Source organism: Methylobacterium haplocladii (assembly GCF_007992175.1).
In the GTDB taxonomy this organism is placed as follows: Bacteria; Pseudomonadota; Alphaproteobacteria; order Rhizobiales; family Beijerinckiaceae; genus Methylobacterium; species Methylobacterium haplocladii.
Map to the genome: position 1 here is coordinate 116,122 of NZ_BJZT01000005.1, position 11,967 is coordinate 128,088.

Below are 11,967 nucleotides of genomic sequence, written 5' to 3' on the forward strand. Positions count from 1 at the left end.
GCGGCGTTTTTCGTCACGCCAATCGGAGCGCCGCTCCGTCATGAAGTGCGACGGTCATGCGCTGCGGCAGATCGAAGATCGCGGATGCCGCCAGCGGAGCGGGCGCTGCGATGCGTTCTGCGGCCGGCGACAGCACGTCGCGCAAGGTCGGCGTGACCCGGATCCCAGCGCCGAGGCCCATCCAGACGGGAATGTCCGGGTTGGTGCTGTGGCCGGCCTGCGGCACGACGTGGTCCGCCGGGATGTCCGGCCGCGAGTTCAATGCGCCGAACCAGTCCATGCCGCCCATGACGTCGATCACGTCGCGAAACGGCGCCGGCATGCCGATCTTGGCGCTGAAGGTAACGATCCGCGTGCGCTCGGCCAGCCTCTTGGCCAGCACGTTGTTTTCGGATGCGATCGTGTAGAGCGCCTCCGAGATCACGAGGTTGCCCTTGGAATGGCCGATCAGGTGGCGCGGCCGGAAGCGCTTGTCTGAGAGCAATGCGCGGACCGTCAGCGTATCCTGACTGGTGCGAGCCCAGGCGACGCCGTCGGCGAGTTCGAGGGATGCCCTGTCCGCCGAGAACAGCCGCGAGACGCCGTCGAGCGGCTCGAAGACGTGCCGGATGCTGTTGAGGCCGCCGAACAGGAAGAAGCCGCCGAGCGCCTCGGTGAGTACGTCGGCGAGCCCGTAACCGGACACCACCGCGGCCACCGGCCCGCCGAGCGCGTCGGCGACGTTGCGGGCGAAGGCCGCCGCGCCGAGGGCCGAACTGCCGACGCCGGCCACCGTGAGAGCGTCGACCTCGGCCCTGCCGGCGAGATATGCCGAGGCGTCCTCGTAGACCGTCAGCACCCCCTGGCCGGTCGAAGGCACCAGGACGACGGCGCCTTCATGAGCGAGGTCGGCGGCGAGAGCGTCCGTCTCCGCGGGGGTCACCGCATCGACGTCGTAGAATACCGCGTCGAGAAGGGTGTTGCGCTGGCGGAAACTGCCGAGGGCGACGGCGCGGATTGGATTGGCCGCGAGTTTCTCCGCAAAGACGCCGGCGCGTGCGACCTGGATGTGTCCGAGGGTTTCGAGCGCGCCCATGGGATCACCTCCTCGAAGGCGATCCAAGATCTCATGATTGCGAAGACTTGAACAGTCCGGCTACCGAGCCGGACGAACACTCAGCGCCACTGGTTGAAGGCGTCCTGCACGACGCGGCTTCCGGCCGTTCCCTTCTCGAAGTTGAGGATCGCCCGAGGGCCTGCCTTGTACTTCACCGCAAGGTCCATCCAATTGCGGCGGGTCAGCATCTCGGTGTTGCGCTCGATATCGGCCGGCAGGTTCGAGAGACCGATCAGGAAGAGGTTGTCCCGCACACGCACCGGCAGGCCGGAGACCGACGAGCCGCGGCCCGATTCCTCGTCCTTGAGCTGCAGCAGCCCGATCTCCTGCACGGCGCGCTTCTCGCCGGGACCGTAATTCGTGAAGGCGAGTTCGATGGTGTGGGAGGCCGGAAGCGTCGCGTCGAGATTGCGGCGGATCGTCATCGACAGCGTCAGGCCCGCATCCGGATACTCGACATTGGCGCGGATGGCACTCTGCAGCGGCTGTCCCTGCTCGCCGTTGACCGCCTCCAGGCGCCAGACCACGCGGCCCTGGGTGGCGGCGGGCTGGGCCTTGGGATCGTTGGCATTCTCTTCGTAGAGCACGGCGCGCTGGGCAACGGCGAGCTCGGACCGCGATCCGGATTCCGCGGGAGCCGATTGCGGCTCGGCGTCGAGCCGGTCGCTGCCGACCCGGTCGGACAGCTTCGCGTCCGGCGCCGCGGCCGGGCCGCCCTCCGTGCCACCGGCACTTTGCGGCAGGTCGGATCGCTTGTCGGCGAGCATGATCGCGGCCACGGCGATGAGGCCGATCACCACGGCCAGCACGGCGCCGACGAACAGGTTGCGCAGCTGGCGCGAGCGCCCGGTCCGGGGCGCCTTGACGTCGAGCTTGGGCCGGCGGCGGCCGTTGCCACCCTCGGGCGGCACGACGTCCGCGGCCGGACCGGCGGCCGGATCGATGTCCTGCACCGGATCCGCCACGGCGGCGGGCGTCTCGTCGATCCTCTGGCGCCGCGGCGGCGGCACGAAGGGCGTGAAGGCCGGCGGCGGTCCGGGCTCGGGCAGCGGCTCCTCGGCCGGCGCTTCGCGTTCCACCGGAGTGGAGAGCTCCGGCATGAACGGCGCTGCCGTCTCGGGCAGTGATGCAGGCGGCGGCGCGGGTTCCGGCGCCGGCTCAGGAGGAGAGGGTGGTGCAGCGGGCGGTGCCGGTACCTCGGGCTGCGGAGCGGGCGCGACTGGGAAGGGCGCCACGGCTTGCGGCGGCGGTGGCGGTGGCGGCGCGACCGGCGTGCCGTAGGCGGCCTCCAGGCGCTCGATCGCGGAATCCAGAGCCTTGCGCTCGGTCTCGATCGCCTCGTCGGGCAGCGGCGGTTCGAGGGTGCGCAGCTGCCCGATCAGCGCGGAACGGGCGCGGTCGTACACGGCCTTGCGCAGGGCCGGGGTGCGATCCGGCAGGGCGTCCAGCGCCCGTGCCAGCAACGGATAGTAGTCGGCCATCGTGCCCTGATCCGCCCGTTCCCGCTGCCCGCGCCTAAAGCCGCGATCCGAGAGTATCGGATTTCGGCGCTAAGCTTTCGTTTAGCTGCGCCTTTTGACGACGAACCGGCATCCACGTCATCGGAGAATGCTTCAATCCTCGAAGGGGTTGTGCATCAGGATGGTGTCGTCGCGTTCCGGCGATGTCGAGAGCAGGGCGACGGGTGCGCCGATCAGCTCCTCGATCCGCCGGACGTATTTGATCGCCTGCGCCGGCAGCTCGGACCAGGATCTGGCGCCGGCCGTGGTGCCTTCCCAGCCCTGGAAAGTCTCGTAGACGGGCACCACGCGCTGCTGCGCCCCCTGGCTCGCCGGGAGATGATCGAGGCGCGTCCCGTCGAGATCATAGGCCGTGCAGATGCGGATCTCGGCAAACCCGTCGAGCACGTCGAGCTTGGTCAGGGCGATGCCGTCGATACCCGACGTACGCACGGTCTGACGCACGAGGCAGGCATCGAACCAGCCGCAGCGGCGCTGGCGGCCGGTGACCGTGCCGAACTCGTGTCCGCGCTCGCCGATGCGGCGGCCGTCCTCGTCGAACAGCTCGGTGGGGAAGGGGCCTTCGCCGACGCGGGTGGTGTAGGCCTTGGCGATGCCGAGCACGTAGCCGACGGCACCCGGGCCGAGGCCGGAGCCCGTCGCTGCCTGTCCCGCCACCGTGTTGGAGGAAGTCACGAAAGGATAGGTGCCGTGATCGACGTCGAGGAGTGCGCCCTGGGCACCTTCGAACAGGATGCGCTTGCCGGCGCGGCGGGCCTCGTCGAGCAGGCGCCAGACCGTGTCCTGGTATGGCAAGACCTTGTCGGCGATGCCGATCAGCTCGTCGTGGATCGTCTGCTCGGCGATCTCCGGCAGGCCGAAGCCGCGGCGCAGGGCGTTGTGGTGGGCGAGCAGCCGCTCGATCTTGGGGCCGAGGTTATCCGGCTCGGACAGGTCCATCAGGCGGATGGCGCGGCGGCCGACCTTGTCCTCGTAGGCCGGGCCGATGCCGCGCTTGGTCGTGCCGATCTTCGTGCCGGGCGCACCGTCCTCGCGCAGCGCGTCGAGTTCGCGGTGCAGCGACAGAATCAGCGTGGCGTTGTCGGCGATGCGCAGGTTCTTGCGGCTCACTTCGACGCCCTGGCCCGTGATGCGCTCGATCTCCGAGACCAGCGCATAGGGGTCGAGCACGACGCCGTTGCCGATCACGCCGAGCGTGTTCGGGCGGACCACGCCCGAGGGCAACAGCGAGAGCTTGTAGACGTTGCTGCCGACGACGAGCGTATGTCCGGCATTATGTCCGCCCTGGAAGCGGACCACGATATCGGCCTGCTCGGAGAGCCAGTCGACGATCTTACCTTTGCCCTCGTCACCCCACTGGGCGCCTACGACGACGACGTTCGCCATTCCGGTCTCGATCGCTTCCCGTGACCGCGTGGCCGGATCGTCTCGCCACGCGCAAAAACCCCGGCGTCGAAGCCGGGGCGAGGATAGGGCGCGTCTTCGGCGATCAGACGAGGCAGGTCAAGCAGACCTCGCGGTGCCGGCAGGGCATCCCGCCTAATCCATCGACCCTATTTCGCGTCACCCTGCGGCTTGATGATCGGCATAGAGCTGCCGGACGTGTCCGGCGGAATCGTCTTGATCTCCGGATCCACGCCGCCCGGCGGCTTGATGACCCCGTCGGACTTCTCGAGCTTTTCGCTGAGCGTGGCGCCCCCCGAACCACCATCGGATTGCGGACGGATTTTCTCGGGCACCTGCTGGGTCGGCGGCGGCAGCTTCGGGTCGCTGTCCTGGGTCTGCGCGAAGGCGGCGGTCGAGAGGATCGTCGCGGCAAGTGCCGCGGGCAATGATTTCAACAAGGCTCTTCCCCACAAGGCGATCGTTGCGAGGAGAACGGACGGTGCGCGCCGTGCGTTCCGGCCACCGCGACTTGGTGCTTCGGTCCGAACGCGTCAGGTGCTACGCAGAGCGCATGCCCCGCTGGCTCGCCATCCTCGCCGCCGTTCCCCTGGCCCTGCTGCTCATCGTGGCGGCGTCCACCGTGGACGACTGGCCTTCCGTGGCCTTCGCGAAGGTGACGGATGGTGGTCTCTGGACCGGGCTCGCGCTGTTCGTCGGGATAGCGATCGTGCTGGCGTTGCGGCCGAGGGCCGACGCTCAGTCGCGTGATTCCGCGAAGGTGAAGTAGAGCTCGCGCAGGCGGCGCGCGACCGCCCCGGGCCGTCCGTCGCCGAGCGTCCTGCCATCCACCGAGACCACCGGCATCACGAAGGCCGATGCGCTGGTGTAGAAAGCCTCAGCGGCTCCGTGCAGCTCTTCCACGGAAAACAGCCGCTCTTGCAGACGCAGACCGAATTCGGTCGCGAGCGCGATCACGGCGCGGCGGGTGATGCCGGGCAGCAGCGCGTTCGAGAGCGGGCGGGTGACGATGGTGCCGTCGCGCGTGACGATGAAGGCGGTCGAGGACGAGCCCTCGGTGATCGCCCCGTCCTCGACCATGAAGGCCTCGGCCGCCCCGGCCTCGCTCGCGGCCTGCTTGGCCAGCACTTGCGCCAGCAGCGCCACCGACTTGATGTCCCGCCGCTTCCAGCGGAGGTCCGGCACGGTGACGACCTTGGCGCCGGTCTCGGCCAGCGGGTTGTTCGTGATGGTTTTCGCCTGGGTGAATGCGACCACGGTCGCAGGCGTACCGGCAGCCGGAAACGAGAAGTCACGCTCGGCCACGCCGCGGGTAACCTGGAGGTAGACGAGGCCTTCCGCGAGTTCGTTGCGGGCGACGAGGTCGGTCTCGATCCGGACCCACTCCTCGACCGTATGCGGGTTGTCGATGCCGATCTCCGACAGCGAGCGCGCCAGCCGCGCCAGATGCCCGGCATTGTCGACAAGCCGCCCGCCCAGCACCGCGGCGACCTCGTAGATCCCGTCCGCGAAGAGAAAACCGCGGTCCATCACCGGCACGCGGGCCTGATCCAAGGGCAGGTATTCGCCGTTCACGTATGCGGTGCGGGACATGACTTTTCGGACTCGCTCTCGTTCCTTGCGCGACACGCCTGATGCACGTTCCGTGCGGACTCGCCGTCATTGCGAGGCGAAGCCGAAGCAATCCAGGGCCGACAGGCCGACGTCGCGGGTGTTGCCTTGCATCGCTTCGCCGACACTCGCGATGACGGGTTGCGGGCTCTACGCCTCCCCGAACACCCTACGAAAAATCGTATCGACGTGCTTCAGGTGATACCCCAGATCGAAGCAATCCTCGATCTGCTCCGGCTTCAACACCGCCGTCACCTCGGCATCCGCCTTGAGCAGCGTCAGAAAATCGCCCTCGCCGCGCCAGACCGGCATCGCGTTGCGCTGGACCAGCCGGTAGGCGTCCTCGCGCGACGTGCCGCCCTGAGTGAGCGCCAGCAGCACGCGCTGCGAGTGGACGAGGCCGCCGAGCCTGTCGAGGTTCTTCTGCATCTGCTCGGGGTAGATCAGCAGCTTGTCGATGACCCCGGTCATGCGGGCGAGGGCGAAGTCGAGCGTCACCGTCGCGTCGGGGCCGATCATGCGCTCGACGGAGGAGTGCGAGATGTCGCGCTCGTGCCAGAGCGCCACGTTCTCCAGCGCCGGCACCACGTAGCCGCGCACCATGCGGGCGAGGCCGGTGATGTTCTCGGTGAGCACCGGGTTGCGCTTGTGCGGCATGGCCGACGAGCCCTTCTGGCCCTCGGAGAAGAACTCTTCCGCCTCGAGGACCTCGGTGCGCTGCAGGTGGCGCACCTCGATGGCGAGGCGCTCCATGGAGCTCGCGATCACGCCGAGCACGGCGAAGAACATGGCGTGGCGGTCGCGCGGAATCACCTGGGTCGAGACCGGCTCAGCCGCGAGGCCCATCTTTTCGGCGACGTATTCCTCCACCCGCGGGTCGATGTTGGCGAAGGTGCCGACCGCACCCGAGATCGCGCAGGTGGCGATCTCCTTTCGCGCGGCGACGAGCCGCTCGCGGTTGCGCGAGAATTCCGCATAGGCCTGGGCGAGCTTCAGCCCGAAGGTCACCGGCTCGGCGTGGATGCCGTGCGAGCGTCCGATGGTCGGGGTCAGCTTGTGCTCGAAGGCGCGGCGCTTGAGAGCGGCGAGCAACCTGTCGAGGTCGGCGATGAGGATGTCGGCGGCCTGGGTCAACTGCACGTTGAGGCAGGTGTCCAGCACGTCCGACGAGGTCATGCCCTGGTGGACGAAGCGCGCCTCCGGCCCGACGATCTCGGCGAGATGCGTGAGGAAGGCGATGACGTCGTGCTTGGTCACGGCCTCGATGGCGTCGATCCGCGCCACGTCGAACACCGCGTCGCGGCCCTTCTCCCAGACCTTGTCGGCGGCCTCCTTCGGTACGACGCCGATCTCGGCCAGCGCCGAGGTCGCGTGCGCCTCGATCTCGAACCAGATCCGGAACCGGCTCTCCGGCGACCAGATCGCGGCCATCTCGGGGCGGGAATAACGGGGGATCATGGGCGGTCTCGCGCGAAGGAGTTTGGGCGGCGGTATAAGGGCGCAGCCGGCGGCGCGCTACGCCCGGCGACGGCGGGCGCCCCTGCGCCAAGATCGCCGCGGGGGTTCGCGGTCAGGCTTTCCCGGCCGTAACCGTCGCAAACCGTACGGAGCCCGCGGGTCCACATCGAATCGGGACCTATCCGGGCGAGGGCACGTTCCCGGTGGCGAGATGCGGGCCGATCGGCGCCCGCGCATCCCCGTCACCAATTGGAAGGCACGCCCCCATGGCCACCAAGGAAAAGACCCTCGACGACGCGTTCTACGAGACCCTGAAGGACGTCTACTATGCCGAGAAGCAGTCGGTGAAGGCGCTCAAGAAGTCGGCGAAATCGGCCGAGCACGACGACCTGAAGCAGGCCTTCATCGCCCATGGCGAGGAGAGCGCCGTACAGGTCGAGCGCCTGCAGCAGGTGTTCGAGCTGATCGGCAAGCCGGCGCGCGCCAAGACCTGCGAAGCGATGCAGGGCATCACCTCCGAGATGGAGGAGGATCTGGAAGATTTCGGCGGCACGCCCGCCGGCGACGCCGTGCTGGCTGCCTGCGCCCAGGCCGTCGAGCACTACGAAATCGCTCGCTACGGCACGCTGAAGACCTGGGCGACGCAGCTCGGCCACGCCGACGCCGCCAAGCTCTTGGACGAGACCCTGCAGGAAGAGAAGAAGGCCGATGCGCTGCTGTCGAAGATTGCGCAGAAGTTGAACGCGGCAGCGAAGGCGGCCTGAGCCGGCTTCAGAAGCTCATGTCGAAAACCGAAGGGTGCTCCAGTTGGGCACCCTTTTGTTTGAATGGACCGGCGAACGCCGCCCTCGGGACCGAGCCGTCGCGTGTCGTATAAGCAAACGGACCAGCATCTGCGCACGAGACTCCCATGAACGACACCGCCCTCGAACGCCCCTTCATCCCCCTCGCCATTGCCGTGCTGACCGTCTCCGACACCCGGACGGTCGAGGACGACCGCTCCGGCGACACCTTGGTCGGACGGCTCGAAACGGCCGGGCACCGGCTCGCGGCGCGGGCGATCGTGCCGGACGAGGTGCCGGCGATCCGTCTTCGGGTCGAGGCCTGGACACGGGATCCCGACATCGACGTGATCCTCACCACCGGAGGCACCGGATTCACGGGCCGCGACGTCACCCCGGAGGCGATCGAGCCGCTCTTCGAAAAACGGATGGACGGCTTTTCGGTGGTCTTTCACAAGATCTCATACGAAAAGATCGGCACCTCGACGCTGCAGTCGCGGGCGACGGCGGGGGTGATCCGGGCGACTTACGTGTTCGTGCTGCCGGGCTCGCCCGGCGCCTGCAAGGACGCCTGGGACGGCATTCTCGATGCGCAGCTCGATTACCGCCACCGGCCCTGCAACTTCGTCGAGATCCTGCCGCGGTTGGACGAACATCTCAGGCGCGGCGCCACCATCAGTGTCTGAACACCGAATCCGGCCTCGGCAGCCGCCCCGAGGAACCTGAACCGCACCACCCTGTTGTTCCAGGGCAACAACGTTTGCCTCGGTCACCTTCAGGGAGTGAAACAATGAAATTCGGCCTCGCCCTCGCAGCGGCTCTCGCCTTCGGCACCCTCGGCATGGGCATGACGGGCGCCTCCGCCGCCGGCAAAAGCGCCATGGAGACCGGCTCGAACGCGACCGACACCAAGGGCGGCAGCATGTCGGGCGGAAAGATGTCCGGTGGCAAGATGCAGCAGAAGTCGATGAAGAAGAAGAAGATGTGAGCCCGAACGCTTACGGTGAGGGCGCCTCAGGGCGCCCTTTTTTGTTGCGTTTTTCCCGCCACCGAGGCCCCGCGATCATGGTGTTGCGAACACTTTCTTCGATGATCGTTCTGGCCGCGCTGATCGGCGCCCCGAGCGATGGCGAGGCCCGACCCGCTGCCGGAGTTCCCGAGCGCGAGCGGCGTACCGAAAAGCTCACACCGAACCGCTGGGTCGCGATGGTGGTCACGCGGATCACGCAGGCCGGCGGCACCACCGCCGCCGGAGACCCCGGGGGCACCGTGACGATCCGTGTCCGCATCGGCATCGACGGTACGCTGGAAGGCGCGGCAGTAGAGGAAAGCTCGGGCTCGCCCGCCCTCGACGGTCGTGCGCTCGAAGCCGCCAAGGCCGCCGCGCCGTTCGCGCCGCCGCCGGAGAAATTGCTGACGCTGGAGGGCTTTACGGAGCTGAGCTTTTCGGTGGAGTTCGCCCGATCCGGCACAGCGAGACCGTAACCGACTGACCTCCGTCACTGCGAGCGGAGTGAAGCAAACCGGGGCCTATGAGTGACGGCAGGGCCGTGATTCCGGGGCGTTCGCAATCACGCGAGTGGCGCGTCTCACACGGCCGGCCGAGGAGGGCGGGGGCGCGACCGTCCGCCAAACCCTCACGTCCGCTCCAGCCCCGCCGACATCGCCCGCGGCCTCTGGCGCGGTGAGAAGCCCGATCCGGCAAGCAGGCTGTCGCGGCGTACGAGATCCCCGGCTCGTGGATTCCTGGCGCCGAGCAGGCGCTCGATGCGCGCCGCGAGGCGGTCGCCGATCCCGGCATGGGGGCGGCGCAGCCGGGCGAGGATGACCTCCGGCCGGGCCGTGCCGACGAACCGGTCGACGCTTCGGATCCAGCCCTCACGCGGCAGATCGCCGGCCTCGAGACAGAGCACCCAATCATGCCGCGCCATTTGCGCGGCCGCACGCCACGGACCGGCCGGCCCGCTCTGGACGAGCGTCGCGCCCGAGGCGTCCGCGATCGTTTCAAGAGCGTCGCAGGCGCGCGCCGACACGATCACCGCATCGGCGACCAAGCCCGCCGCCACGCCGGCCACCAGGGCGCTGAGCGTGTCGGCGAGGCGCTCGATCGCCTCCGGATCGGCCGGCCGCGCGACGTGGATCAAGGCCGAGATCATCCCGCGCCCTTAACCGATTTTCGCGACGCGCCAACCGCCCGCCCTGAGATCCGGAAGGCTGCCGACACGGTTTCCCGGATGAATCGAGCCGATGACCGAAATATGTGCATCGACCCCTTCGTATGTTCGCTTTATGTTCTAGGAGTTCCGTCTTCGAGACTCAGGATGCCATGGCCTCCCCGAAGCCCGATCCGGTCGAGACGGCGCGCCGGATCGCCGGCAGCCTGAGCCGGCCCGAGACCCGGCGCGGCCGTGGCGCCACGGCCAATCCCGACGGGCGTTTCGAGCCTGCGCACCGGGAAGCGTTCGACGACGGCTGGGATCAGCAGGAGGACGATGGGTTCGCACCGCCGATAACGCGAACGCAGGTGAGTCTCGAAGCGGCACGCACGCTGATCACGCGCAACACGTCGCCGGACATCGGCTTCGACCGTTCGATCAATCCCTACCGGGGCTGCGAGCACGGCTGCATCTACTGCTTCGCCCGGCCGAACCATGCCTATGTCGGCCTGTCACCGGGCCTCGATTTCGAGACGAAACTGTTTGCCAAGCCCCAAGCGGCAGCGCTTCTGGAGAAGGAACTCCTGCATCCGGGCTACATACCGCGCACTGTCGCGCTCGGCACTGCCACCGACCCCTACCAGCCGATCGAGCGGGAGCACCGGCTCACCCGCGGCGTGCTAAAGGTGCTCGCCCGCTTCCGCCATCCCGTCGGGATCGTGACGAAATCCGGTCTCGTCCTGCGCGACCGGGACATCCTCTCTAAGATGGCGGCGGACGGCCTCGTCAAGGTCGCGATCTCGCTGACCACCCTCGATCCCGAGTTGGCCCGCCGGATGGAGCCGCGCGCGCCACACCCGCAGAAGCGCCTCGCCGCGATTCGGGGCTTGGCCGAGGCGGGCGTGCCGGTGATGGCGATCGTCGCCCCTATCATCCCCTCCCTCAACGACCATGAGATCGAGGGCATTCTGGAAGTCGCTCGGGAGGCGGGTGCGAGCGAAGCGAACTACGTCCTGCTGCGCCTGCCACGCGAGCTCGAAGGCCTCGTCGGGGATTGGTTTTCCGAGCATTATCCCGGCCGCCGGAACCACGTCTTCTCGCTGCTGACGCAGGCGCGCGGCGGGAAAAGCTACGACGCGGCCTGGGGCACGCGGATGATCGGGGAAGGGCCCTATGCCGATCTCATCCGCCGCCGGTTCGCACTGGCTAAGGTGCGCCTCGGCTATCCCGCGGAGAGGCTGCGGCAGAGGACGGACCTGTTTCGCAGGCCCGAGAGGGCCGGCGATCAGCTCGCGTTGTTCTAGCCCTTAGAACCGGCTGGTGAAGCTCAGGCGATGGTGCGGGCTGCGCCCCTGCGCCGTCAGCCCGGCGAGATGCGCGGCGGTGCCGTAGCCGACGTTGCGCTCCCAGGCATAGGCGGGGTGGCGCAGCGCGAGCCGCCGCATCAGATCGTCGCGAAACGTCTTGGCGACGATGGAAGCCGCGGCGACCTGTGGAATCAGTCTGTCGCCGCCGATTACCGCCCGGCAGGGCAGCGCGAGCCCCGGAATCCCGTCCGGGCCGTCCACCAGAACCGGGGCCTCGACGCCGAGCCGGGTCACAGCCCGGCACATGGCGTCGAGGGTGGCGGCGCGTACGTTGATGCGGTCGACGAGGCCGCGCGAGGCGGCGGCCAGCGACACCCGGGCATGGGCGCGGATCAACGGCGTCAGCATCTCGCGCGTGGTCCGGTCGAGCCGCTTGCTGTCGTCGAGCCGGGCCAGCAGGTGTGGCGGAAACAGCAGCGGGTTGAACCAGACCGCCGCGACCATGACCGGCCCGCACAAGGCCCCGCGCCCGACCTCGTCGCAGCCGATCACGGCCGGGTATTCGGCGACCAGGGCGGGATCAAAGGGCCGCTTGGGGCCGGGGACGCGAGGACGCATGGCGGCTTCTCGCAT

The 11,967-nt window shown here is 68.4% G+C and carries 14 protein-coding genes; 6 read left to right on the top strand and 8 right to left on the bottom strand.

The annotated features are described in order from the left end of the window. Positions 1–13: 13 nt before the first annotated feature. From MHA02_RS02700 to MHA02_RS02715, 4 genes are all read right to left on the bottom strand, one after another. Positions 14–1,075: a hypothetical protein gene (locus tag MHA02_RS02700; RefSeq protein ID WP_147076422.1), complete on the bottom strand. Its 1,062-nt coding sequence runs from the start codon at positions 1,073–1,075 to the stop codon at positions 14–16. 80 nt (positions 1,076–1,155) lie between these two features. After that, entirely contained in the window at positions 1,156–2,577 is a 1,422-nt protein-coding gene (locus MHA02_RS02705) for a histidine kinase (RefSeq protein WP_147076423.1), read from the bottom strand. A 132-nt stretch (positions 2,578–2,709) separates the two neighbouring features. After that, complete coding sequence (locus MHA02_RS02710) at positions 2,710–4,002, bottom strand: adenylosuccinate synthase (protein WP_147076424.1); 1,293 nt, start codon at positions 4,000–4,002, stop codon at positions 2,710–2,712. A 167-nt stretch (positions 4,003–4,169) separates the two neighbouring features. After that, positions 4,170–4,457, bottom strand: coding sequence for a hypothetical protein (locus tag MHA02_RS02715; RefSeq protein WP_373318351.1), 288 nt, complete (start codon positions 4,455–4,457; stop codon positions 4,170–4,172). A 116-nt stretch (positions 4,458–4,573) separates the two neighbouring features. Here MHA02_RS02715 and MHA02_RS02720 point away from each other — a divergent pair, with 116 nt between their 5' ends. Next, the gene (locus MHA02_RS02720; protein ID WP_147076426.1) at positions 4,574–4,789 is read left to right on the top strand and encodes a hypothetical protein; all 216 of its coding nucleotides are present in this window, start codon (positions 4,574–4,576) and stop codon (positions 4,787–4,789) included. On the opposite strand, the gene MHA02_RS02725 is transcribed toward MHA02_RS02720, so the two are convergent. Continuing rightward, a complete protein-coding gene (locus MHA02_RS02725; RefSeq protein ID WP_147076427.1) occupies positions 4,759–5,613 on the bottom strand; it encodes a D-amino-acid transaminase in 855 nt (284 codons plus the stop codon). The two genes, MHA02_RS02720 and MHA02_RS02725, sit on opposite strands and share 31 nt — an antisense overlap. A 168-nt stretch (positions 5,614–5,781) precedes the next feature. Continuing rightward, entirely contained in the window at positions 5,782–7,089 is a 1,308-nt protein-coding gene (gene purB / locus MHA02_RS02730; protein ID WP_147076428.1) for an adenylosuccinate lyase, read from the bottom strand. Between the two features lie 266 nt (positions 7,090–7,355). Between purB and MHA02_RS02735 the strand changes: the two genes are divergently transcribed. The 4 genes from MHA02_RS02735 (at position 7,356) to MHA02_RS02750 (ending at position 9,356) form a co-directional block, all read left to right on the top strand. Continuing rightward, a complete protein-coding gene (locus MHA02_RS02735) occupies positions 7,356–7,853 on the top strand; it encodes a YciE/YciF ferroxidase family protein (protein WP_147076429.1) in 498 nt (165 codons plus the stop codon). A gap of 146 nt (positions 7,854–7,999) precedes the next feature. Next, on the top strand, positions 8,000–8,557 hold the full coding sequence (gene moaB / locus MHA02_RS02740; protein ID WP_147076430.1) for a molybdenum cofactor biosynthesis protein B: 558 nt from the start codon (positions 8,000–8,002) through the stop codon (positions 8,555–8,557). Positions 8,558–8,661: 104 nt separating this feature from the next. Further along, complete coding sequence (locus MHA02_RS02745; protein WP_147076431.1) at positions 8,662–8,859, top strand: hypothetical protein; 198 nt, start codon at positions 8,662–8,664, stop codon at positions 8,857–8,859. A gap of 101 nt (positions 8,860–8,960) precedes the next feature. Next, positions 8,961–9,356, top strand: a complete 396-nt coding sequence (locus MHA02_RS02750; RefSeq protein WP_147076432.1) for a TonB family protein — start codon at positions 8,961–8,963, stop codon at positions 9,354–9,356. Between the two features lie 152 nt (positions 9,357–9,508). On the opposite strand, the gene MHA02_RS02755 is transcribed toward MHA02_RS02750, so the two are convergent. Beyond that, positions 9,509–10,027, bottom strand: coding sequence for a hypothetical protein (locus tag MHA02_RS02755; RefSeq protein WP_147076433.1), 519 nt, complete (start codon positions 10,025–10,027; stop codon positions 9,509–9,511). Between the two features lie 170 nt (positions 10,028–10,197). Here MHA02_RS02755 and MHA02_RS02760 point away from each other — a divergent pair, with 170 nt between their 5' ends. After that, a complete protein-coding gene (locus MHA02_RS02760; protein ID WP_147076434.1) occupies positions 10,198–11,331 on the top strand; it encodes a PA0069 family radical SAM protein in 1,134 nt (377 codons plus the stop codon). Positions 11,332–11,334: 3 nt separating this feature from the next. Here the strand turns inward: MHA02_RS02760 and rnhB are convergent, their stop codons facing one another. After that, on the bottom strand, positions 11,335–11,952 hold the full coding sequence (rnhB, locus tag MHA02_RS02765; RefSeq protein ID WP_147076435.1) for a ribonuclease HII: 618 nt from the start codon (positions 11,950–11,952) through the stop codon (positions 11,335–11,337). Between the last annotated feature and the right edge of the window lie 15 nt (positions 11,953–11,967).